At 72.4% G+C, this 22,405-nt stretch carries 23 protein-coding genes; 2 read left to right on the top strand and 21 right to left on the bottom strand.

All coding sequences use genetic code 11. From position 1 onward, the window contains the following. The first annotated feature begins 23 nt into the window (after nt 1-23). Nucleotides 24-1,016: an AI-2E family transporter gene (locus tag H9L41_RS15800; protein ID WP_051318655.1), complete on the top strand. Its 993-nt coding sequence runs from the start codon at nt 24-26 to the stop codon at nt 1,014-1,016. Nucleotides 1,017-1,190: 174 nt separating this feature from the next. Here the strand turns inward: H9L41_RS15800 and H9L41_RS15805 are convergent, their stop codons facing one another. Beyond that, nucleotides 1,191-1,469, bottom strand: coding sequence for a 7(1) septoil knot domain-containing protein (locus tag H9L41_RS15805; RefSeq protein ID WP_028444637.1), 279 nt, complete (start codon nt 1,467-1,469; stop codon nt 1,191-1,193). 79 nt (nt 1,470-1,548) lie between these two features. On the opposite strand from H9L41_RS15805, the gene H9L41_RS15810 reads away from it, so the two are divergent. After that, nucleotides 1,549-2,025 (top strand): hypothetical protein, encoded by a 477-nt coding sequence (locus H9L41_RS15810; protein WP_028444638.1) that lies wholly within the window; start codon nt 1,549-1,551, stop codon nt 2,023-2,025. 17 nt (nt 2,026-2,042) lie between these two features. On the opposite strand, the gene H9L41_RS15815 is transcribed toward H9L41_RS15810, so the two are convergent. The 20 genes from H9L41_RS15815 to H9L41_RS15905 all read right to left on the bottom strand — a co-directional run bounded on the left by H9L41_RS15815 (nt 2,043) and on the right by H9L41_RS15905 (nt 22,279). After that, the gene (locus H9L41_RS15815) at nt 2,043-2,960 is read right to left on the bottom strand and encodes a hypothetical protein (RefSeq protein ID WP_028444639.1); all 918 of its coding nucleotides are present in this window, start codon (nt 2,958-2,960) and stop codon (nt 2,043-2,045) included. A 52-nt stretch (nt 2,961-3,012) separates the two neighbouring features. Beyond that, nucleotides 3,013-4,944 carry a GNAT family N-acetyltransferase gene (locus H9L41_RS15820; protein WP_034605882.1) on the bottom strand — a complete coding sequence of 644 codons (1,932 nt, stop codon included), beginning with the start codon at nt 4,942-4,944 and terminating at the stop codon, nt 3,013-3,015. A gap of 91 nt (nt 4,945-5,035) precedes the next feature. Next, a complete protein-coding gene (locus H9L41_RS15825) occupies nt 5,036-6,040 on the bottom strand; it encodes a hypothetical protein (RefSeq protein WP_187523465.1) in 1,005 nt (334 codons plus the stop codon). A 210-nt stretch (nt 6,041-6,250) separates the two neighbouring features. Next, the gene (locus H9L41_RS15830; protein ID WP_028444642.1) at nt 6,251-6,493 is read right to left on the bottom strand and encodes a hypothetical protein; all 243 of its coding nucleotides are present in this window, start codon (nt 6,491-6,493) and stop codon (nt 6,251-6,253) included. A gap of 48 nt (nt 6,494-6,541) precedes the next feature. Next, nucleotides 6,542-6,733 carry a hypothetical protein gene (locus H9L41_RS15835; protein ID WP_187523466.1) on the bottom strand — a complete coding sequence of 64 codons (192 nt, stop codon included), beginning with the start codon at nt 6,731-6,733 and terminating at the stop codon, nt 6,542-6,544. After that, nucleotides 6,733-7,392, bottom strand: coding sequence for a hypothetical protein (locus H9L41_RS15840; RefSeq protein ID WP_187523467.1), 660 nt, complete (start codon nt 7,390-7,392; stop codon nt 6,733-6,735). Before H9L41_RS15840 ends, H9L41_RS15835 begins: the two co-directional genes overlap by 1 nt. Continuing rightward, nucleotides 7,389-8,015 (bottom strand): hypothetical protein, encoded by a 627-nt coding sequence (locus H9L41_RS15845; protein WP_187523468.1) that lies wholly within the window; start codon nt 8,013-8,015, stop codon nt 7,389-7,391. Before H9L41_RS15845 ends, H9L41_RS15840 begins: the two co-directional genes overlap by 4 nt. Nucleotides 8,016-8,330: 315 nt before the next feature. Beyond that, a complete protein-coding gene (locus H9L41_RS15850; RefSeq protein WP_028444645.1) occupies nt 8,331-9,212 on the bottom strand; it encodes a hypothetical protein in 882 nt (293 codons plus the stop codon). 83 nt (nt 9,213-9,295) lie between these two features. After that, nucleotides 9,296-9,709 carry a hypothetical protein gene (locus H9L41_RS15855; protein WP_187523469.1) on the bottom strand — a complete coding sequence of 138 codons (414 nt, stop codon included), beginning with the start codon at nt 9,707-9,709 and terminating at the stop codon, nt 9,296-9,298. A 15-nt stretch (nt 9,710-9,724) separates the two neighbouring features. Further along, nucleotides 9,725-10,882, bottom strand: a complete 1,158-nt coding sequence (gene tssA, locus H9L41_RS15860) for a type VI secretion system protein TssA (protein WP_028444647.1) — start codon at nt 10,880-10,882, stop codon at nt 9,725-9,727. Between the two features lie 11 nt (nt 10,883-10,893). After that, complete coding sequence (locus tag H9L41_RS15865; RefSeq protein ID WP_187523470.1) at nt 10,894-11,184, bottom strand: hypothetical protein; 291 nt, start codon at nt 11,182-11,184, stop codon at nt 10,894-10,896. After that, entirely contained in the window at nt 11,121-14,849 is a 3,729-nt protein-coding gene (locus H9L41_RS15870; protein ID WP_187523471.1) for a type VI secretion system protein, read from the bottom strand. The genes H9L41_RS15865 and H9L41_RS15870 overlap by 64 nt, the downstream gene beginning before the upstream one ends. A 5-nt stretch (nt 14,850-14,854) precedes the next feature. Beyond that, complete coding sequence (locus H9L41_RS15875; RefSeq protein ID WP_051318656.1) at nt 14,855-15,631, bottom strand: DotU family type IV/VI secretion system protein; 777 nt, start codon at nt 15,629-15,631, stop codon at nt 14,855-14,857. Next, nucleotides 15,624-17,102 (bottom strand): type VI secretion system baseplate subunit TssK, encoded by a 1,479-nt coding sequence (tssK, locus tag H9L41_RS15880; RefSeq protein ID WP_028444649.1) that lies wholly within the window; start codon nt 17,100-17,102, stop codon nt 15,624-15,626. The genes H9L41_RS15875 and tssK overlap by 8 nt, the downstream gene beginning before the upstream one ends. 1 nt (nt 17,103) lies before the next feature. Beyond that, nucleotides 17,104-17,604 (bottom strand): hypothetical protein, encoded by a 501-nt coding sequence (locus tag H9L41_RS15885; RefSeq protein WP_051318657.1) that lies wholly within the window; start codon nt 17,602-17,604, stop codon nt 17,104-17,106. A gap of 5 nt (nt 17,605-17,609) precedes the next feature. Continuing rightward, nucleotides 17,610-17,768, bottom strand: a complete 159-nt coding sequence (locus H9L41_RS25010; protein ID WP_265583811.1) for a PAAR domain-containing protein — start codon at nt 17,766-17,768, stop codon at nt 17,610-17,612. After that, complete coding sequence (locus tag H9L41_RS25015; protein WP_265583812.1) at nt 17,765-17,995, bottom strand: PAAR-like domain-containing protein; 231 nt, start codon at nt 17,993-17,995, stop codon at nt 17,765-17,767. Before H9L41_RS25015 ends, H9L41_RS25010 begins: the two co-directional genes overlap by 4 nt. A gap of 5 nt (nt 17,996-18,000) precedes the next feature. Next, entirely contained in the window at nt 18,001-18,561 is a 561-nt protein-coding gene (locus H9L41_RS15895; RefSeq protein WP_028444651.1) for a DUF3540 domain-containing protein, read from the bottom strand. Then, nucleotides 18,558-19,625, bottom strand: coding sequence for a pentapeptide repeat-containing protein (locus H9L41_RS15900; protein WP_051318659.1), 1,068 nt, complete (start codon nt 19,623-19,625; stop codon nt 18,558-18,560). Before H9L41_RS15900 ends, H9L41_RS15895 begins: the two co-directional genes overlap by 4 nt. Beyond that, nucleotides 19,622-22,279: a DUF2169 family type VI secretion system accessory protein gene (locus tag H9L41_RS15905; RefSeq protein WP_051318660.1), complete on the bottom strand. Its 2,658-nt coding sequence runs from the start codon at nt 22,277-22,279 to the stop codon at nt 19,622-19,624. The genes H9L41_RS15900 and H9L41_RS15905 overlap by 4 nt, the downstream gene beginning before the upstream one ends. Between the last annotated feature and the right edge of the window lie 126 nt (nt 22,280-22,405).

Here is a 22,405-nt window from a genome sequence, read left to right on the forward strand (position 1 = left end):
TCCCCCACCCAGAACAGGCCCGCATGACGCCGAACCGCTACGACTGGATCACCCTTGCCGCCGTGCTGCTGGGCTGGCTGCTGGTATTGCACCTCGGCGCCGCCGCCGCGTTGCTGGCCGGCCTCGCCAGCTACACCTTCACCCGCGGGCTGATCGACCCGGCCCGGCTGGGCCGGCTCAGGCTCGGCCGGGCCGGCGTGGCGCTCCTGTTCGCGCTGCTGCCGCTGATGCTGGTCTGGGCCGCCTCGGCCTTCCTCGGCCACCACCTGTCCTCGCTCGGCGACGAGACCGCGGGGCTGTGGCAGCGCCTCCTGCTGCAGGCGGTCGAATTGCGCGCCCAACTGCCGCAGGTACTGGCCGAGGCGATCCCGGCCAGCCCGGCCGAGCTCGAGCACCGGCTGCTGGCGCTGCTGTCGAGCCGCGGCGAGCAATTGATGGCGGCCGGCCGCCATAGCCTCGGGCTGGTGCTGGTCACGCTGTTCGGCTGGTGGCTGGGCCTGGCGGCCGCGCTGGCGACGCCGGCCGAGCCGGCCGGCCCGCTGCTGGCCGCCTGGCGCCGGCGCTGGGCCGGCCTCGCCATGGTGTTCGGCCGGCTGGCGCGCGGCCAGTGCTGGGTGGCGCTGATCAACTCGCTGTTCACCGCGATCTTCCTGTTCCTGATCGCGCCACTGGCCGACTGGCACTTCCCGTTCCGCTCGGCGCTGATCCTGATCACCTTCGTGGTCAGCCTGGTACCGGTGGCCGGCAACCTGGTGTGCAACACGCTGCTGCTGCTGATCGGCCTGGGCGTGAGCCTGCCAGCCGGTATCGGCGCGCTGGTGTTCCTGGTGGTGGTGCACAAGCTCGAATACCTGGTCAGCGCGCGCGTGCTCGGCACCGCCAACCGGCTGTCGGCCTGGGAGCTGATCACCGCGATGCTGGCGGGCGAGCTGCTGTTCGGGCCGGTCGGGTTGGTGTGCGCGGCGGTGCTCTACCCCTATATCAAGCACGAACTGCGGCAGGCGAAGCTGATCTAGCGCGCGGCCAGGAAACAGGTAGGAGCGGCTTCAGCCGCGAATGGCAGGCGCGTTCGCCTGCGGTGATCGATTCACCCATTCGCGGCTGAAGCCGCTCCTGCGGATCGATCGCAGATGCGCCACATATGAATGTAGGTCGGGCATAAAGCCCGGCCTACGATCACGGCGCCGGCGCTACAGCCGCCCCTTGAACGGATGCCCCTCGACCCGCCAGCCGGCCTGGCCATAGGCGTCGACGAAGGCGACCTTGAGCTGGGCCATGCCCTGCGAGCAGAAGAACACCCGGCAGGTCGCGTCCTGCCGGCTGGCGGTGACGAACCAGCGCTCGTCGCCGACCGCCAGGCCCCAGCTGTCGACCCGCTTGACCCACAGGTCGGCTTCGCCCATCGCATCGACGATCGCGACGCGCAACTGGGCTTCGCCCATGGTCCCGGTCTGGTAGATGCGTGCCATGGCTGTCCTCTTTACCCGTACCGCCTTGCCTTCGCGGCGCCGCGATACGAAACTGGTCTGATTCCCATCGGAGCCTAGCATGCCCCTTCCGTTCCACCTCGGCCTGCGCGATCGCCGCCACATGGTCAGCCTGATCCGCGACGGCGCGCAGGGACGCGCGAGCCGCAACGTGCTCGGCATGGCCTATCCGCAGGACATGAACCCACGCCTGCGGGTGCTCGAGCAGTGGGGCATGCCCGATGCCTCGCCGCGCCGCAGCATGCAGGCAACCATCGACCAGCCGCTGCCGCGCCGCCACCAGGTGGCGCTGGCGGCGCAACTCAATCCCGCGCTGCAATCGAGCCTGCACAGCGGTTTCGAACCGCAGCCGGTCGGCCGGCACGAGACCGTGCCCGGGGTGAAGGGCCGCGTGCACCTGGGCCCGCACCACACCCCGCTGCAGAACGGCCTGCCGCCGCTGGGCGAGCACGGGCCTCATCGCGGCGGCAGCGCCGCGCCGTCCGGCCGCGGCCGGCAGTCCGGCGGCGGCAAGCCGTCGGGCGGCGGCCGCCGCTGAATCGCCCGCCCCTCCCCTCACACCTCCTCGATCTCGCGGAAGGCGCTGGCGCCGCCGTCGACCGCGAACGGCGCATGGGCGCGGTTGGTGAACACGCTCTGGAAGGTATGGCCGGTACCGCTGCCGTCGTCGGTGCCGACGGTGTCGAAAGCCGTGTCGATCAGGTTGCGGGTCGAGCCGTGGTGCTGCTCGCGCGCCCGCTCGGCCAGGGTCAGGCTGGTCATCTTGTAGGCCCACTTGCGGCCCTTGGCGGTCAGCCCGGCCTCATCGAAGGCGGCGTTGCCGGCGACCGCGTCGCCCTTGCTGTAGTGCTTGATGCCCTGCGCCACCCGCTGCCGGCGCTGGTCGGCATCCAGGCCGTTGTCGGCGAAATACTTCGCGCCGGCCTTGTCGCCGCCGAGCCGGCGGTCGAGCTTGCGCGACAGCGTCTCGTAATCGTAGGTCCGCTCCTTGCCCTTGATCCTGCTGGTCCAGATCGCCGCGATATCGCGGCCGATGTGGAAGGAATGCACGCCGAGTTCGGATTGGCCGTAGTCGGCCTTGCGGTTGACGGCCGGCACGTTGACGTCGGCCCAGATGTCGCGGACCTCCTTGTCGTGGATGCCGCGGAAGGTGGTCGAGGCATCGAGCACGCCGACCAGCGGGTTCACCGTGTCGGCCTTGGTGCCGGTGAACGGCAGCGCGGTGTAGGCCGACACCCGCTCCAGGCCGCGTTTGCCGGGCACGCCGGCAGTGCCGTGCTGGTTGGCGGTGGTCGGGTCGATGCGGCGGATCAGCTGGTCGCTGTTGCGAAAGAAATTCGACAGGTCCGACGTCGAGCTACTGCCCGTCTTGCGGCTCGACTTGCGGATCGGCAATTCGATCTTGAGAAAGTCGCGATGCTTGCCGCCGCCCGGCTCCTTCCCGCCGCCCCCGCCCTTGCCCCGTCTGCTCATCGGCCCTCCTCGTTCAGTGTGGTCCCGGCCCGCGGCGCGGCCGCCGCGCCGCTCAGGCCGGGCAGGCTTCCGCCGCCAGCGCCAGCGGTGAATCGAGCGCAGCGCACAGCTGCGCCAGTTGCGCCAGCGTCTCCGCCTCCGGCGTGGCCGCACCGGCCTCCAGCGGCAGCGCGAAGAAGCGCAGCTCGTCGTCCGGCGCCTGCAGCGGCGGCAACGCCAGCGGCATGAAGCCGGCGCCGGCCAGCGTGGCCAGCGAACGCGCGTTGTCGGCATAGGCCGAGGTGAACAGCCGCGCCACGCCGTCGGCGCGCGCCTGCGCCGCCAGCATGCGCACCGCCGGCACGGCGTAGCCCAGGCCCTGGTGATCGCAGCCGATCCAGAAGTGGATGAAGGCGCTGTCGCCGTCGCGCACATAGCTGACCTCGCCGACCAGGCCGCTATCGGCGTGCATCAGCGCGAAATTGCGGCGGCCGGCTTCGGCCTGCTGCTGCTCCAGCCAGGCCAGCACCGCGGCCTCGTCGGGCAACGCGGGCAGGTCGACCATCAGCGCGATCTGCGGATCGCGGAACTGCCAGGCGAAGGCCGCGGCGTGCGCGTCGCACAAGGGTTCGAGCGCGAGCTCGGGCCGCTCGGGCGAGCTGCGCGCGGCGGCCGTCAGCGCCGCCTGGGCGGCGATGCGCGGCGCGAGCCGGACGGCCAGCTCGCGCAGGCCGGCCAGATCGGGATCGAGCGCCCTCGCCTCCTCCAGGCAGGCGCGCGCCTGCGCCAGCCGGCCGGCGGCGGCTTCGCAGGCGGCCAGCCAGGCCAGGCCGTCGGGCCACGCGCCGCAGCCGTCGAGCGCGACCGACAGCGCCGCACGCACCAGGCCCCAGTGCTCGATCGCGCCGGCCAGGTCGGCGAAGCGCAAGGCCAGCGCCAGGTTGGCGCCGGTCGGGAAGTAATGCGCCCAGCAGGCGTCGAGCGCCTGCCGCCAGCGTGCCAGCTGCGGCGCGGTCCAGGCCTCGACCGCATCGGCCAGCCCTTCGGGCAGCCGCGCCAGCAGCGCCGGATCGTGGCCGGCCAGCGCCAGCCAGGCCGGCAGCTCGGCGGCCAGCCGCCCGGCCGGCGCAGCTTCGAGCAGGCCGGCCAGCGCCGGCTGGTCGGCATCGGCCTGCCGGCCGGCGCGCTCGGCCAGGCCGGCGAAGGCGCCGGCCAGCAGCCCGTCGCCATCGAACAGCGCCAGGTGCAGCCAGCGGCCGTCGGCCAGCTCCGCCTGGCGCACCCTGGCGCCGCGGCCGGCCTGGCGCGCCGCCAGCGCATGCAGGTTCAACGCGCCGTCGCCCTCGCCGCAGCGCAAGGCCGCCAGCTCGGCCACGCCGGCCTCGACCGCGCACAGCAGCAGGCGGCCGCCATGGGCGACGGCGATCCGCGCCAGCCGCGCGTCGGCCTCCTCGGGCAGGCCGAAGCCGGTGGCGTTGAGCAGCGCCAGGTAGCCGTCGGCCACCGGCCGCCACTCGGACGCCGGCGGCGCGCCGGCATAGTCGATGCGGCCGTAGGCGACGCTGCAGGCGACCGAGGGCAGCGCGGCCAGCCGGCCGAAATCGAGCACCACCGCCGGATTGGCGCCACCGGCCGGCTCGGCCTCGTCGCACCACGGCGCGCCGCCCAGCGCCAGCGCCTGCGCCTCGAACAGGCCGGCCAGCCAGGGATGCGCGCGCAGCCGCGCGCCGGCCTCGGCGTCGATGGGCCAAACCTCGATGCGCCACGGCGGCAGCCGCCACGGCCCGGCGCCGGCGCGCACCTCGAGCGCGTTCAACAGCCGCCACAGCGTCTCGCCGTCGTCGCCGGCCAGCACGATCAGCCGCAAGGGCGCGGCCTCGTCGATCGCGCCGACCACGCAGGCGTGCTCCCAGAACTGCAGCGCGAGGTCGGCGCAGCAGCGGGCCAAGGACGGGCTGCACCAACTGACCGGCGGTTCAGTGGCAGGGTTGGCGATATCGCTCATCGTTCATCCTCCTTGTGAATGCGCAGCTCTTGGGCCGGCACCTCTTCCGCGCAGCGGAGCCGCAGCCGGCGAACCGTCCGGCAGCGGCGGCTCAGTCCTTCAGCGCCTTGGCAGCCCGCACGATGTCGGGCGCCTTCTGGACTGCGCCCGCGATGTTCTCGCCCAGCGAACGCGCCACCCCGACCGCACGGATCTGATTGCGCAGATCGACTCGCTGCAAGGTATCGACCGGTCTCGCCATATCGGCGCGCGTGACACCGGTCGGACGTTTCCACCGCTCCAGGCCGAGCTTGGCCGTCTTGTCCATCACCCGGTCGCTGCGCTTGACGAAATCGTGATCGAGCACCGAGGTCGGCAGGAAGGTCGAATCGTCGTGCAGCTTGAACTTGGTCTTCTTCATCTCGGACAGCCGCTTGCGGCCAAAAGCGCGATACTTCGGGTCCTGCCGCAGATGCTCCTTGATCTGGCTGAGCTTCGCGGCGGCCTCGGGTCCGCTGACCGTGTCGTAGCCGTACTGAGACTTCGAATGCGACGGCTTCCTGGCGAAGTAGGCGTCGTCGCGGAACACCGCCGGCCCCTCGGCCCAGGCGTCGAGGATCACATCCCGGCCGCCGCGCTGGCTGCCGGTCTGCAGTTCGGACCAGACGTGGTCGCCCTTGGTCCACGACACGGTGTCGATCCGCTGCCCGCTCCTGAGCCGGGTGGCATGGCTGTGGGTCGACACGTCGCCGTGCTCCTGGCAGTTGCCGGCGCGGACGAATTCGGCGGAAGCCGCGCCGCTGGCGAAGGGGTCGGCGCCTTCCTTGTCGCGCAGATGGGCACCGATGTCGCGACCGATCACCATCAGGCGCGACGACTTGTGACCGCTCTTCTGGATGTCGGTCGTCACGTTGCCGCGCCCGGAGCTGAGCTTCTGGCGGGTTTCGACCACGGTCCGGTGGGCGTCGCGCAGATTGTCCAGGTCGGCGCCGCCGGTGGCGCGCTTGTCGCTGGACAGCCGCATCATGTAGCCGGCCAGATCCATCTCGTGGCCCTGGATGCCGCTGCCGCTCTTGGCACGCCGGGTCATGTCGCTCAGTTCCTGTCGGCGCTCCACCTGCCGATCCTGCAGGAACACGTCTTCATGCGCCGTCTTGATGGCCGCCCTGAGGGCAGCGACCCTGCCCGGCTTCGGCGCCCCGACCATGGACTCCGAGCCCGAGCGCGAGCGTCCCTCCTGCTCCGGCCGGGTCGGGCCGGGCGTACTGCCGCGTCTTCTCATGACGTTTCCTTTGCGGGTTGCGAGCGAGTCGTCGTCGATCCGGGCCTAGCCGCCCGGCATCGCCAGTTCCTTGAACTTGAAGCCGCCGCCGCTCTTGTTGTTGGGGTGGTAGTGGAAGCGCCGGACCGCACCGGTGGAGATTTCCTGGAAGCGGATCGAGCCCGATCGCTGACGCGTGCCGCCCGGGCTCGCCGTATTGGCCTGGCGGTCGGTCGCGGTCTGGTAGCGGCGGCTGTGGATCATCTGGAAATCGCTGTTCTTGAGCCCGAAGTTGTTGGCACTCGGCATTGCCCTCTCCCTTGCGTGAAAAAACCTTCGCGCCGACGCCGGCGCGGCCTACACATGCATGCGGTCGATGTCCTCGTTGTCGTGCTCGATCGAAAAGGCGTCGATGTGGTTGAGCGAGGCGGTGCGGCGCAGCATCGTGTCGCGGATCAGCGAGGGCCGCGTCTCGTCGCCGCTGTACTCGACCTGGCGGAACTTGCCGAAGAACGGTCCGTTGGTATCGGACTTGTGCATCGAGCTCATCAGCTGTTCCATCCCTGGGTCGTGCCCTGGTTGCCCAGCCAGTTCTCCCCGACCATGAAGTGCTGCTTGTTGCCGTGGTCCGGGTTGATCAGCTGCGACACCGGGAAGCCGTGCGAGCGGTCGTCGGACGACAGCCGCGTGCCCATCGGATCGGGCGTGCCGTCTTCGCCGCGGCCGTTGTTCTTGATCTCGGAGAAACCGAACATCGAGGTCGGCCGCTTCTTGTGGTCGAGCGTGCCGATCACCGACTTCGAGCTCTTGTACTTGCGGAAATGGGCGAGGAAGGGGCCGGCGTCGGCATCCGACAGCCGGACGAAGCCGCGCCCGGTGAATTCCGACTTCACCGCGTTGATCGCCGCCCGCTTGCTCGAGATGCCCGAGGTCACCGCCTGCTTGCGGATCTTGCTCAGCTTGAACTTCACCGTCTGGAAGGCGTTGTTCGATACGCTGAACGCATTCTCCTTGCGCTTGGCCTCGAGCCGGCTGGACACGCGGCTCCCGGTCGCCCCTTGCCGCGATTGCTCATGCTGCGCCTCCCCGGGCCGCCAGCGCCCGCTGGCCTGCGCCCAGGCCGCGCTGAAGTCGGCGCGCGAAGGCCACTGGCCGGTCTGCGCCGCCTGGTGCGCCAGGCCCGCCTCGGCGACGGCGACCGGGCTCACCGGGAATGGGCTCGCCGCCGCGCCCCCACGCCCATGTGCGCCAGCATGTGCTGGTAGGAATCCTCCGCCTGCGCCAACCGCACCCGGTTGTAGGGTGTATTGGCCAAGCCGGCGTTCTGCCTGGCGAAAGCGATGCCGAGCGATTGCAGCTGCAGCGCGGTCGATACGTCGCCGCCGCGCAGCGCGGTCAGCTGGTCCGCGCGATACTGCTCGGCGCTGGACCAGCCGGTCTCGAAGGCCGAGCCGTCGGCCCTGAGCTTGCGGCCGGTGCCGGTCCCGGCGTGCAGGCGGTGCACCTCCCGCGCTTCCTGGTAAGCCGGCAGCGGCTGTTCGACCTCGGCGCGCGTAGCGGCGCCGCGCAACTGGCGCACCGATTCGGCCGCCAGCGGATGTTCGGCCTCATGGCTGGCGCCGCTGACCGGCTGGCCGTAGCGCGCACCCAGCCGGGCCTGCTCGCTGCGCCGATAGCCGTAGCTGCCCGGTCCGTAGCGCCGGCCGGCCCCGGCGCCCGCGGCGGCGGCGCCTGCGAACGAGTCGCCGGCCCCGGCTGCCGCTGCGCCGAACGAACCGCCGAAGGCAGGCGCCGCCGGGCCGGCAAAGGAGGCCGATGGCGAATCGGACATGGCGGAGGCGCTGCCGAACGAGCCGCCGAACCAGGCGGGCTCTGCGACGGGCTGCCGCCGCGCCGGCGCGGCGGCCGCAGCCGGCGACAGCGCGCGCCGCATGCCGCCGCCGGCATAGGCTGGCGGCGGCAGGAACAGCGGCGGCGGAGAGGGCGGCGACGGCAGCGGCCCGCCGCGCGGCGCGGCACGGGCCGCCCGCGTCGCCTGCGCCGGCGCGGCGACCGGCGAAACCGGCCGGCTGCGCGCCGCGCGCCGGTCGTCGCCGCCCCCTCCCCTGCATCGCCCGGTGTTCGTCTCATCTTCCGCTCCCGCCGGTCATTTCTTCTTATAGAACGCACTGGCACCGCCGTCCCCGGCGAACGGCGCGTACTTCTTCGACTTCTCCACGTAGACGCGGTTGAAACCGCGGCCCGCCTTGGAGCCGACCTGGTCGAGCGCCTTGTTGACCAGGTTGTCGCCGCTGCCGTGGTAGGTCTCGCGCGCGCGCTCGGCCAGCGTCACGGTGGTCATCTTGTAGGCCCACTTGCGGCCGCGGTCGGTCAGGCCGGCATCGGTGAAGGCCTTCTCTCCGGCCTTGGTATCGCCCATCGAGTAATGCTTGACCCCCTGGGCGATCAGCTGGCGGCGGGTATCGTGGTCGAGCTTCGATTCCTTGCTCCAGTAGGCCTCGCCCGACTTGCTCTGCTTGCCGCCGCCGAAACGCTTGTCGAGCGCCGGCGCCAGCTTGTCGTAGCCGTAGCCGCGGGCGACGCCCTTCTTGCCGCTGATGAACTGGCCGTAGATGTCGTTGCCGACGTGCAGCGAATGGGTATCGGCGCCATGCGGATAGTCGACCCGCCGGTTGAAGGTCTTCATGTTGTCGGCGGTCCACTGGTTCAGCGCGCCCTTGTCCATGGTCTCCCTGGCCAGGTCCTTCTGCGCGCGGTACTGCTTGCGGCCCTCGAATACCCCGGTCAGCTCGCTGCCCAGCGACTTGAAGTTCAGCGCCTTGTAGCCGGCGATGGTCGCCGAGTCGCGCTTGCCGGGCACGCCCAGGCCGCCGCCCTTGGGCTTGGACTCCTGGATGATGTAGGCCATGTTGGCCTGGTGCTCTTCCTCGCTGATGTTGGGCTTGACCCTCTTGCGATAGCTGGTGGCCTGCGGCTTGGCGTAGGGGTTGGAGTCGTCCTTGAGCTGGATCTTGCTTTTCCGTTTCACTGCTGCAGCCTTTCCATATCCGCACGACTAGGGGTTGACTTTCCAATGCGCCGCCGGGCTCTTGCTGCTTACCGGCTTGCCCTTCACATCGAGCGAGGCCCCTGCCCTTCCTTGCCCGGCCCCTTGCCCTGTGCATGGCCGTGTCCGTGCGGCGTCTTGTCGGCGCCATGCCCTTGCGGGTTGTAGCGCTGATAATTCGAGCCGTCGGGATAGAGGGTGTGCGTGTCCTGCCCTTTTTTGCCGAACGACGCCGTGCTGCCCCCCATCGGCTCGATCAGCGCATTAGGCCCTGGCGCGACGACGAAGCGCTGCACCTCGTGGCCGGTGTTGCGGTCGATGGTCGGCCCCGGCGAGCGGCCGCGCTGCTGCGGCGCCGCCAGCAGCGGTGTCGGCGACGATTTCGACGACTGGAGCAGCAAGGGCGCCGACACCGTCGCCGCAGCGCGGGACCGGCCGGTGAAACTCATCGGGCCCACCCGGGCCGTCGCGCGTCGCATGGCAGTCGCCTCCCGTTACTTGTTGCTCTGCCCCTGTTCCAGCCCCAGCAGCTCGAACACGTTCAGGTTGCCGCCGAACTTGAGGAACATCTCGTGGTAGAGCTCGGCGGTGTTCATGTTTCCCCACTCGACCGCGCGCAGGATCAGGTAGGGCACGGGGCTGTGCGGCTCGAGGCTGGCCAGGTAGTCGGCGATCACCGCGAGGCGGTGGTAGGCGTCGGCGCGGCTGCGGATCGGGCCGTCGCCGCTGCCGTCGTCGCCCTCGCCGCCGTCGTGGCCGCCCGCACCGCCGCCTCCGGCGCCGCCACCGGCCGGCGGCTCGGCCTCGACCGGCTTCTCGTCGCGGCTGCGCGGGCTGGCCAGCCGCACCCCGCGCTTGTACAGCTCGCCGGCGATCAGCGCCTGGATCTGTTCGAGCAGGCCCGCCAGGCCGTTGAGGCTCGGCGCCTCGTCGCCCCACAGCTGGTCCAGCGTGGCGGCCAGCATCTCGATCGCCTCGAGCGCGTCGGCCAGCACGTAGTAGTGGGCCGAGTGCGTCTCGGTGGCGGTCGACGACATCGCCGACTGGAATTCCTGCGCCGTCACGCCCTCGATCTCGGTCGCGCCGTGGCGGCCCTTGGCGCGGATCTGCTCGTTGCGCTTGGCCTGCTCGAAATCGGCCCAGCCGAATTCGCGCGGGCCGCGGCCGGCCACCGTGATCGGCAGCAGCCGCACCTGCGGCAAGAGCTTCTCGTTGACCCAGCGCAGGATGTTGGCGCGGTACTCCTGGTCGCCCTCGTCGATGCGCGGGTAGAGCGTGTCCCAGTAGCGCTCGCACAGCGCCTGCATCAAGAGCATGCAGGCCGGGATCGCCTCGAAGCCGGCCTTGGCGATCTGCGCTTCCAGGAGCCAGGCGGCCAGCTGCAGGTCCTTGCTCTTGCTGATCAGCGCGTGGGCCGCCAGGTCGCTGACCTTGTCCCAGTCGGCCTGCTTCAGCTCGTGGGTCCAGATGCCCATCTGCAGGGTCGAGTCGTCCTCGCGGCGGGCCTCGCGGATCGCGGTGTAGACGCCGTTGCCGCGCACCGACTTGCCGGTCGGGCGGTCCGGTTCGATGGGCAGCAGGAGTTCGTCGAGCGGGATGCCGAGCCGGCTCTGGAAGAACTGCTGCGCTTGCTGGAGGAGTTTGGGACGCATGGGCTACACCCTTACCAGTAGAGCGGCGCGGCGCGCGGCCAATCGCGCGGCAGGACAAGCGGCTGGGCGGCCTGGCTCTTCGGATCGAGCGAATTGAGCCCGACCGCCAGGTAGACGCGCGCTTCCATGCTGCGCGGCGGAGTCGCTCCGTCCTGCAGCGGTACCGTGAATTCGAGGATGCTGCGGCTCGGTTCGAGCGGGTCGACCGCCGGCGCGGCCAGCGGCCGGTGCGCTCCGATCAGCCGCAGCAGGCCCCATTGGCCCAGGCCCGGGAAGCTGGCGGTGACGCCGTCGACCTGCATCTCGCCGCCGCGCGCCGCGGCACGCGGCCGCCAGCTCGACTGGCCGGCCCAGGACAGGTCGAGCACCAGCGCCTCGCCCAGGCCCAGTCGAGCTGGCGGCGCGAACCGGGGAACTCGATCTGGCTGGCGCCCGAGGCGACGCGCCAGCCGATCAGCTGCTCGGCCCCCACTTCGAGCCTGGGCAGCGCGCGGAAGCCGAGGTCGAGCCGCACCGGCCGGCTGCCGTCGGCGGCGGCCAGCGTGGCGGCGGCGAAGTCGGCCACCGCGTCGAGCCGGTCGAGGAAGCGGCGGATCTCGTTCCAGCGCGCCGGCTTGAGGCCGTCGACGGCGCGGTGCAGCGCCTCGCGCTCGCCGGCGTAGTCGCGGAAGAAGTCGCGCGCCACCTTCAGGTCCAGATCGCGCGCGCCGGCGTCGGCGAACGGGTAGCGGCCGGCCAGCTCGCGGTTGAAGCGGTTGGCCAGCGTGCGGTAGCGCTCGTAGGCGTCGGCCTCGCGGCGGTCCTGGCAGCGCCACAGGCTCTGGCCGGTCAGCGCGCGGCGGCGCTGGCTGAACAGGTCGAGCCCCACGCCGCTGCCGCCGGCCTTGGCCAGCAGGGTCGCGCAGTTGTCGTAGTCCAGCGGCGCCAGCGTCTTGCCGATGAAGTTCTCCAGCTCGCCCAGCGCGGCGCCGCCGTCCTTGCCGTCCTTGAAGCGCTTGAGCTCGTCCAGCGTGGCGCGCCAGCCGGCGTTGCCGCCGACCGCGCTGCCGGCCGGGCCGTGGTCGAGGTAGCGCACGAAGGGCTCGGCATAGTTGGCCAGCGCCGCGGCGCGTTCGCGCTGGCCGCTCAGGTATTCCTTGACCTCGGCCGGGTCGCCGAGCTGGTAGACCGGCCGCAGGCCGGCCTCGCCCGGCTCGCCGGCCAGCTTGGGCTGGTACAGCTTGCTGGCCTCGGCCAGCGTGTCGATGCGCGCCAGCATGTCGCTGGCGTAGCCGCGCACGCAGTTGTCGAAATGGCCGGCGCCGTCGGTGTAGTCGATCTTGACCAGCTGGTCGTACAGCTTGCCGAGCGGGTCGACCTGGCGGGCGAAGGCGGTGCTGCGCTTGGCCACCACCGATTCGGCGTCCTCGTCCTCGCCGCGGGCGGCGTTGGGCGAGCGCTGGGCCTCGACCAGGGTGTCGTCGAGCACCGCCCGCAGCTGGCGGCGCGCCAGCCGGTCGTACAGCGGCGCGGCCAGGTAGCCGTCGTCGGTGTTGAGCTTGCGGGCCAGCGCGAACACCTGGTAGTCGCGCAGGTAGCCGCTGGCCTGGGCCAGCTGCTCGTCGCGCCAGCCGGCCTGCACCACCTGGCAGGAGAACAGCCGGCGCGGCTTGACGTGCATGAAGGGCAGCTTCTGCAGCGCGGCGAAGCCGGCCACCTCGGGCAGCACGTCGCGGTTGAGCTCGAAGGTGCCGCCGCTGAGGTTGAACAGCGGGCCGTGCGGCACGAACACCAGCCCGGCCATGCGCGCATAGGCCGGCCTGAAGCAGCTGGCCTGGCTGAACAGCTCGACCGGCGCCTCGACCTCGGCCGGGTAGCCGTGCTGGGCATGCAGCCGCTTCAGCGCCTCGCCGAACGGCGCCGCGACCGACTGGCACAGGTTGGACTTGCGGCCGCTGTCGAGCCAGTTGGCGCGCATCCAGCCGAGCCAGTCCTGGAAGGCGACCACGCCGTCGACGGTGTCGACGTTGCCGCGGTCGAGCTCCTGCAGGAGCTTGCCGCCGAGCTCGACCCGCTCCAGCACCTCGTCGTGCAGCGCGCTGGCGATCAGCCGGATCTTCTCCGCCACCGCGGTCTTGAAGTCGGCCGGCAGCTCCAGCTCCTTGTCGTAGGCCACGTGCACGATGGCGGCGCGGTAGGTGTTCTCGGCGCCGATCACCGGCTGCGGCGGCGGCGCGCCGTAGACCGACTGGGTCAGCATCTCGAATTCGCGCACCTGGCGCTCGGCGTCCTCGCTGCCGCCGCCGGGCCGGGCCAGGTCGCGGAAGGCGTCGAGGTCGCGTTCCAGCTGCACCACGCTCTCGACGTACTGGCGCAGGCGGGCGCGGGCGCCGTCGACGGTGGCGGTGGTGCTCAGGGTGTCGTCGAACTGGCTCGGGTTGGCCGCCACCAGCTGGCGGGCGCGGCCCTCGAGCTGGCAGGCCAGGCTCGGCATCACCACCTCGGAGAAGGCCTTGCGCGCCAGCCACTGGCCGGCCCGGTCGATCACCCGCGAGTCGAACCACGATGCCGGGATGGCGGCATAGCCGATGTCGGCGCGGATCGAACCGATCTTCTCCAGCACCTGGTAGACCGCGCCGCGCTCGATGCAGCGGCCGCTGGCCTGGCTCTGCCGGCTGATCGCGTCGACCATGGTGATGGCCTGCTTCATGCTCTCGACCTGGTGCTCCAGCCGCCAGGCGCTGAAGCCCAGCGCCAGCGTCAGGAAGGCGAAGATCGACACGCCGGCGATCTGCGCCTTGCGGATCAGCTGGTTGCGCGACCAGATGCTCTGCCGCACCGGCCGCGCCAGGCCCGGCTCGCGGAATACCTTGTCGACGAACAGGCCGTCGGCGAAATCGACCTCGGCCTTCTGGCCGGCCACCAGCGTGCCTCCCGACTCCATGCTGCCGGTGAAGTAGACGCCGCGGAAATAGAAGCTGGCGTGGTAGGCGCTGGGCTTGAGCACCGTGCCGAGGAAGCCCGCCAGCGGCCGCCGCAACTGGGCGAAGCGCTGCGGGAACAGGAAGAAGTCGTCGGCCGCCTCGATCTGTTCGCGGGTGGCGGCTGCCTCGATCTGCAGCTGGCGCAGGCAGGTGCCGAGCTCCTCGAACACCAGCCGCGCCAGCGTGTCGGTTTCCTCGTGGTCGTTCGGCGACGGGTTGGACCAGCCCCACAGCTCGCTGCGGCGCGCCTCGGGCTGAGCGCTCCAGAACGCGCCGTAGCCGGCCACGCGGTCGCAGCGGGTGACCACCAGGTAGACCGGCAGCACGAATTCGAAGCGCTTCTGCAGCTGCCACAGCTGGCGGTAGCAGCCGGCGGCCAGCGTCTCCAGCGCGACCGGGTCGGCCGCCTGCAGCATGTCGGCCGGCACCGCCAGCACCACCGCGTCGAGCGGCCGTTCGGGCCGGCGGGTGTCGATCGCGTCGAGCACGCGCTGCCAGCGGCGCGCCTCGGGCGTGCCGTCCTCGGCGGCCGGCAGCCGGCCTTCGGGGTCGATCACCACGCCGCCGCTGCAGAAATGCCACTCGGTGTCCTTCACCGGCAGCTGCTTCTCGCGCAGCAGCATCGCTTCGCGGCGGCCGTCGCCGAGCGAGCCGACCAGGCTCGACTTGCCGCCGCCGGGTTCGCCCAAGAGCAGCACCCAGGGGCTGTGGTAGCGCCATTCGCGCCGGGTGCTCAGGTAGCGCAGCGCGTTCATCGCGCCGTCCAGCCAGCGCAGCATCGCCTGCCGCTGCTGCTTGAGCGTGCCGCCCTCGCCGGCGGCGGCCGCCTCGTCGTCCTTGGCCTTCGGCTTGGGCTTGGCCGCCTGCACGATCACCGGCCGCCGCGCGCGCACCAGCAGCCAGCCGGCCAGCACCACCAGCAGCGCGGCGGCCGCCAGCAGCATCAGCGGGGACAGCAGCCAATCGAGGCCGGCCAGCTTCTCGGTGAACGCGCTCAGGTCCATCCCGCCTATCCTCCGTTGCCCATCAGGGTGTGCAGCAGCGAGGTGATCGGCACCAGCGCCTTGAACCACAGCGCGCTCGACAGCAGCAGGTAGACCACCAGGCCGATCGCGGCGGCGCGGTACCACGGCGTGAGCGGCGCCAGCCGGCGGTCGGCGGCGTCGCCCAGGGTGTAGGCATAGGCCTGCGGGAAGGCCGGGCCGGCCAGCAGGTCGGCCGGCCGCCGCGCGGCGATGAAGCCGAGCAGGCGCTTGCGGTATTCGGCCAGCGCCGCCTGGCCCGAACGGCCGCGGTACTCGCCCTTGAAGCCCAGCTGCAAGGCCAGCAGGAACACCGCGGCCAGTTCCAGCTGCAGCTGGCCCCGGCCGCGCGTGCGCAGCAGGCTGGCCAGCAGCTCGAAGAACATGCGGCCGGCCTCGCGGCGGCGGAACAGCGTGTATTCGAGCAGATGCGACAGCCAGTGCTCGGCGGCCGGCCAGCGCACCTCGAGGATGAAGATCTCGTCGGCCAGCGCCGCCATGGCGAACTGGGCGACGCGATAGGCGCGCTGCTCGGCGTCGCCGGCGTGCTCGGCCACGTCGCGGCCCTGCGCCGCCAGCCGCTGGGCCAGCCGGCCGCTGACCAGCGCGGCGAGGTCGTGCGGGCTCGGCTCGGCCGGCAGGTCGCCGGCGAACATCAGCGCCAGCCGGCCGTCGACGATGGCCTGCTTGCACAGCGCCACTTCCTCGTAGAACTCGGCGAAGCGCCCGATCAGGACGCCGTGCGACCAGTCGGCGTCATGCATGGGGGCCATGCTCCTGGGAATGGGCCGGCGCCACGCCGGCCTGGACCAGGCCGGCCGGCGCGGCCTGCGCGGCGGCCGCAGCCGCGCCGGGCGCGCCGCTGCGGTCGCGGTGCAGCACGATCTCGCGCGGGCCGTGGCCGTCGGCCGGGCCCTGCACCATCAGCGTGCGGCCGGCCTGCATCACCTCGACGGTCTGGTCCTGGTGGTCGATGCGCTGGTTGATCAGCTCGTACAGCAGCGCGCCGTCCGACACGCTGAGCCCGCCGGCGCGGCGCGGCTCCAGGATGGCCAGCTTGGCGCCCGGCAGGCGGCGCAGTTCGAGCACCGGCATCAGCTTGTCGCTGCCGATGCGCGCCTGGGTCATCCACTGCCGCAGGTCGCGGTCGGACTGGCCCTCGCGCGGCCGCAGCTCAATGATCAGCCGGTCCGGCCGCACGCCGTCGGGCAGCCGGCGGGCGAAGCAGGTGTCCGACACGCGCTCGAACAGCATCGCCTCGAACGGCGGGCTGATCAGCGCCAGCCGCGACTCGATGAATTCCAGCGCGGCGACGAAGCCGGCGCGGCAGTCGTCGTGGCGATAGGTCTCCAGCACCGGCGGGGTCGGGTTGGTGCCGAGCGCGGCGAACTGGCCGACCATCGCCGCCAGCGACAGGTAGACGTCGTAGGGATGGGCGACGCGGGTGCGCAGGCGCAGTTCGAAGATCGGCAGCAGCGAGGCCAGGTGGCGCGCGACGAACAGCTGCTGGCGCGCTTCCGTGTCGAGCCGGTCGACGTTGTCGTCGACCCGGCGGGTGCCGGCCAGGTCGCGGATCTTGGCGCGGATGGTCTCGGTCAGCGCCCACAGCCGCGCGTCGAGCCGGTCCTCGCCGAGGAAGGCGCCGGCGCTCATGCGCAGCATCGGCGGCTGGTAGGCGCCGAGCCGGTAGTGGCCGCCGGCGTCGCGCACGATCTCCATGATCGGGCACAGCACGTAGCGCGGCGGCACCCGGTCGCCGGCCTGCAGCGACAGGAGCGGCCGCAGCCGGCCGACCTGCAGCCGGCTCTCCATGGTGTTGTCGTCGACTTCGAGCGAACCGGGCTGCGCCTGGTAGCGCTGGATCGGGCTGCCGACCGAGGCGGCGCCCTTATCGCGCACCGGCACCGCCAGGTAGATGCGCAGCGGCGCGTCGCCCGACCAGTCGGCGGTCTTCAGGTCGAGCACCAGCGCGCTGCTGCCGTCGGCGCCCGGGTACTGCACCACCAGGCCGTCGGGCATCACCGCGTGCAGCCGTTCGATGCGCACCCGGCCGCCGGCCAGCGCGCCCTCGTCGAAGCCGAAGTCGATCAGGCCCCAGTAGTAGGGCTGCAGCATGGTCACCTGGTGGCGCAGCTGGTGGTGCCAGTAGAGGTCGTTCTGCTGCAGGTGCTGCGGCGACAGCAGCATGCCTTCGGACCACAGCACGGCTTCGGGCAGTTGGGCGGAAATGTCCATGTCAGGGCTCCGAGATCACGCTGATCTTCTGGTTTCCGAGGCGCAGCACGGCGTTCCGGATCGCGGTCAGCGCGATCGGGTGCTGGCCGGACTTGGCCTGGTAGCCGGCGTAGACGCGGGCCGCCAGCGCCTTCCTGTAGCCGTCGGGCAGCGCGACCGGGTCGACCACCGTGCCGGGCGGCAATTCGAGCGACACCACGCCGAGCCGGCTGCCGACGCCGTCGAGCAGCGCGCGCTTCTGGTCGAACCATTCGGGCGCGGTCTTGGGCAGCAGCTCCTCGGCCTTGGCGTCGTAGACCAGCACCAGGTCGAGCCGGGTGGCGCTGTCCTGGTTGGCGTCGGGCTCGGCGATCACCCGCAGGCTGCGCAATTCGACCCGGTCCGGCCCCAGGCCGACCCAGCTCATCATGGTGGAGACGCCGCTGGAGACGCTCTTGCTCACGCTGCTGCAGCCGGCCAGCAGCGCGAGCGCGGCGAGGGCGAGGAGGAGACGGCGCGTCATGGCGGTCACCCGATCAGCAGCACGCGCACCTGGGCCGGCGTCAGCGACAGGCCGATGGTGTTGGTGCTGTTCTGGATGTTGAGGGTGGTGAGCCGGGTGGCGAAGGCCGGCCCGTGCAGCACCTTGAAGCTGCCGAGGATCGGCCGGTCCGGCCCGCAGATCATCCCGAGGCGACGCCGAGCATGACGCCGGCGAAGTCGCCCAGGCTGATCGTGCCCTGGGTCAGGATGTTCTCGGCCAGCCCGCCGCCGATGATCAGCTGGAAGAACGACGGGATATGGAAGAACGAGAAGGTCAGGTTCGGGTACGGGATCGGGATGGCCAGCGGCGGCGTCAGGCAGACGTCCGGGAAGCCGAGGTTGAGCACGCCGAGATTGGTGTTGGCGAACATGGCGCTTACCCCAGGCTGATCCGTTCGGCGTCGGCGCGCACGTCCTCGTCCGCCGTCACCATGGTCTGGCGGGCATGCAGCCGGCCCAGGCCCCTGGCCGTCATCAGCCAGTTCTCGCAGCGGCCGACCATGTTGCGCGCGCTGTGCAGCAGGCTTTCCAGCACGTTCAGCGTCAGGTCGCGCGCCGACAGCGTGAGCCGGCCGCCGGCCGAGCTCAGCTCGGCGTCGTGCAGCGAGGCCAGCGACAGGTTGCGGGTGGCGCGCAGCTTGAGCGTCGGCGCCAGCAGCGTCAGGTCGGCGCCGCCGGCCGGCTCGACCTGCAGCGCGGCCGGTTCCGGCCGGCTCAAGAGGTGCAGCACGTAGCGCTCGCCGTCGCGGCCGGCCTGCCACAGCACGCGGTCGCCCGGCTCGGGCCGGACCAGGCAGCTGAGCGCCTGGCGCGCCGGGCCGCCGTCGTCGAGCAGCAGGCGGCCGTCGCCGAGCGACAGCGCGACGGTGGCTTCCTGGCCGGCGGCGAACGCTTCGCGCGGCGACAGGCTGGTGGGGGTGCGGGCAGTGGTCATCATGCTGACTCCAGGCTCAACAGGGGCTGCTGGATCGCCAGCAGCTCGGGATCGGTGCCGCGGGCGCGGCGCAGGCGGGCGTCGGCGAAATCGCTGTCGGCGAACTCGGCGCCGTGCAGGCTGGCGTGGTCGAAGCCGGCGCCGCGGGCATCGACCCGCTCGCCGCGCAGGTGCTCCAGCCGGGCGTATTCGAAATCGGCGCCGCGCCAGTCCACGCCGACCAACTGCGCGCGCTCCCACACCGACAGCCGCAGCCTGGCGTCGCGGAAGCCGCAGTCGGCCAGCCGGGCGCGCACGAACAGCGCGCCTTCGAGCATGGCGCCGTCGAAGCGGCAGCCTTCGAGCCGGGCGTCGAGGAACAGCACGTGCGGCGCGTTGGCGCCGTCGAGCCGGGCGCCGGCCAGCCGGGCGCCGTGCAGGTTGGCCGAGCTCAGCTCGGCGCCGCGCAGGTCGGCCGCGCCGAAGTCGACGCCGTCGAAATTGCAGCGCGGCAGCTGCAGGCCGGCCAGGTCCTGGTCGCGCAGGCCGCAGCCGATGAACATCACGGTGTCGGCGGCCAGCCCGTCCAGCCGCGCCGCGGCGAGATCGAGCCCGTTCAGCACGCACTGGCCGAGCCGGGCGCCGGCGAGGTCGAGCCGCGCCGCCTCGCTGGCGCCGAAGGCGCAGCGCTCCAGCCGGGCGCCGGCGAAATCGGCGTCGTCGAGCCGGCACTTCATCCAGGCGCACAGCGTCAGCGCCACGTCCTGCCAGCTGCTGCCGGCCAGCGTGCTGTCGACCCAGCCGGCGTTGCGCGCGCTGGCGCCGTCGAAGCGCGCGCCGTCGAGCCGGCAGCGCACGAAGCTGGCGGCGTCGAGCCCGGCGCCGCGCAGGTCGGCGCCGCGCAGATCGCATTCGATCCAGCGGCTGTGGCCCAGCGCCGCGCCGCGCAGGTCGGCGCCGGCGAAGTCGCCCTGGTGGAAGGCCAGGTCGTCCAGCGCCAGGCCGGCCGCCTGCCAGCCGCGCTGCTGCCAGCGCTGCAGCGGCCGCGCCAGCCGGCGCGCGCGGGCGATCTCGTCGTGGACGTTCATGCCGGCCTCCCGTGCTTGGCCAGGCGGCGCCGCGCCACCGGGTCGAAATCGGTGCCCTCGATGCGGGCCCGGTAGAAGTCGGCGCCGTCGAGCACCGCCTGGCGCAGCGTCGCCTCGCGCAGGTCGGCCTGGCGGAAGTCGGCGCTGCGGCACATCGCCTGCAGGAAGTTGGCGCCGCGCGCGCTGGCGTCCGCCAGGTGGGCGCCGTGCAGCAGGCAGCGGGCGAACAGGCCGGCGTCGAGCCGGGCGGTCTCGAAGCAGCCCTCGCCGAGGTCGCAGTCGGCGAAGCGCGCCTCGGTCAGGTCGGCGCCGCGCCAGTCGACCCGGCGCCAGCCGCTGTTGATCGCGCGCAGGCCGGCGGCGCGCAGGCCGGCCGCGCTGGCGCCGAGCGCCACGCTGCGCTCGAGCGCGGCGCCTTCCCAGTTGCCGCCGTCGAGCTGCGCGTCGAGCAGCACGCAGCGCAGCAGCTTGGCGCCGCGGAAATCGGCGCCGGCCAGGTCGGCCTTGAGCAGCACGCACATGTTCAGCTGGGCGCCGCGCCAGTCGCTGCCGGCGGCGCGGGCCTCGGGCAGCATGCAGCGCGCCAGCGCCGCGCCGGCGAAGCGGGCGCCGGCGAAGGTCGCGTGCGCCATCAGCGCGTCCTGCAACTGGGCCTCGGCGAAACTGGCCTGGCTGAAGTCGGCCTTCATCGCCAGCGTCTGGCCGAAGCTGGCGCCGTCGAAACGGGCGCCGACGGCCGAGCAGGCGCTGAGGTTGGCGCCGTCGAGCCGGGCGCCGGCCAGGTCGGCGCCGTCGAGCCTGGCGCCGCCGAGACCGGCACCGCGCAGGTCGGCGCCGGCGAGGCAGGCGCCGGTGAGGTCGGCGCGCTCGAAGCAGACTTCGCGCAGGTCGGCGCCGCGCAGGTCGATGCCGGCCAGCGCGGCGCCGCCGAGGTCGCGGCCGACCAGCGGCACGCCGCCGAGCAGCCATTGCCGCACCTGCTCGCCGAGCCAGGCGGCCAGCTCGGCCGACGGCACCGGCTCGGTCGGCTCGACCGCCATGCAGCGCGCCTTGCGGCGCAGCGCCGGCATCTGCCGCACGTTGTCGCGCACCTCGGCGCGGCCCTCGGCCGGCAGCAGGCCGGCGGCGATGGCCTGGTCGAGCTGGGCGTCGATCTCGGCCAGCCGCGGGTCGTCGCCGCCGAGCAGGTCCCAGGCCGGCTCGGCCGCGCGCGCATAGCGGCGGGCGCGCTCGGCGGCCGGGTCGGCCGGCGCCTGCGGCTGCGCCGCGCGTTCGGCCTCGAGCGCCGCCAGCTGCGCCTCGCCGCGCCGCTGCGCGCGCTCGGCCAAGGCGGTCGCGCGCGCGACGAAGGCCTCGGTATCGACCTCGCCTGCGACGATGGCCTCGGGGTCGAGTTCGAGCGTGTCGATCTCGGCCAGCATCGGGTCGATCGGCATGGCATCGGCGTCGACGGCGAAGCCCAGCTCGGCCTGCATCTCGGCCATCGCCTCGGCCCGCGCCGCCCGCTTCCACTCGCGCTTGGCCGCCAGCCGGGCTTCGCTGGCGGCGGCGCGGCGGGCGCGCTCGGCCTCGGGCAGCGCCGGCGCCAGCTGGTCCTCGCGCAGCACGTTGTGGGCCGCGCTGGCCTGCTCGGTGCGCAGCCGCAGCACCTCGTGGTAATGGGCCGGCTCGCGCGGTGCGCCGAGCGGCTCGTAGGCCACCATCACCGCGTCGAGGTCGAGCGCGTCGAGGTCGGCGACCGGCACCTCGCCGTGGTAGATGACCACGCCGAGCATGGCCTCGGGCAGCAGCCACACCGTGTCGAGCGCCATCGCCGCCTCGCGCACCGCGCCGCCGTCGCGCTCGCGCACGAAGGCGCGCGCGGCGAAGCCGGGCAGCTTGCCCTCGATCAGCGCGTGCTCCGGATGCAGGTTCTCCAGCCGGTAGGCCTCGTCGCCGCGCCAGGGGCCGTCGTGCCACTGGTCGGCCGGCGCGGTCTGCAGGAAGCGCGGATCGAGGTCGGGAGCCAGGCCCTGGCCGTCGTCGAGCAGCCAGGCTTCGTCGTAATGGCCGGCCCAGCCCAGCCGCGGCGGCCGGCTCGGGTCGAGCGGGCCGAAGCCGGCCGGATCGAGCGCGCGCACATGGCCGCGCACCGGCTGGCCGGCCAGTTCCAGGTTGGGCATCGCGCCCTCGTTGCTGCCGACCCAGCCGGCCAGCGGGTTGCCGGTGTGGCCGCAGCCGTCGGGATTGCGCGGGTGGCGCGGGCCGCCGTAGGCGCGCGCGTCCTCCAGCGGCATGCGGACGAAGGGCTGGGCCGGCGTGGTGCGGTACCACGGCCCGTAGTACCAGCGCCGGTCGCCGACCACCCGGATGCGCTTGTCGACCTTGCCGATCGCCAGCCGCACCGTCAGTTCGTGGACCGGCTCGCCGCCCGGCGCGTGCGCCGCGCCGGCCAGCAGCACCTCGCCGCGCGGCTTGGCATACAGCTCGTCGATCGGCTTGGCCTTGGGCAGCGCGGCGGTGACCGCCAGCCACTGCTCGGCCTCGGCCAGGAAGCGCGGCGCCGTCTCGCCGAGCCGGAAGAAACCGAGCGCGGCGATGGTGAAGCGGTCCTGGCCGTCGCGCCGGTAGGGGCGGAACAGCAGGCCGAGGCTGAGCGGTTTGACGGTCTTCATGGCGCTTGGCCTCCGAATTCATCCACGCCGCCGATCGCCAGGCGCGATCGAGCGAAGCGAGGCCCCTCTGGCCAACCCCACAAAGTCTCCGACTTTGCGGGGACCCCTGGGCGGCGAGGGCGGGGG

Origin of the sequence: Chitinimonas koreensis, assembly GCF_014353015.1 — a bacterium.
GTDB lineage: Bacteria > Pseudomonadota > Gammaproteobacteria > Burkholderiales > Chitinimonadaceae > Chitinimonas > Chitinimonas koreensis.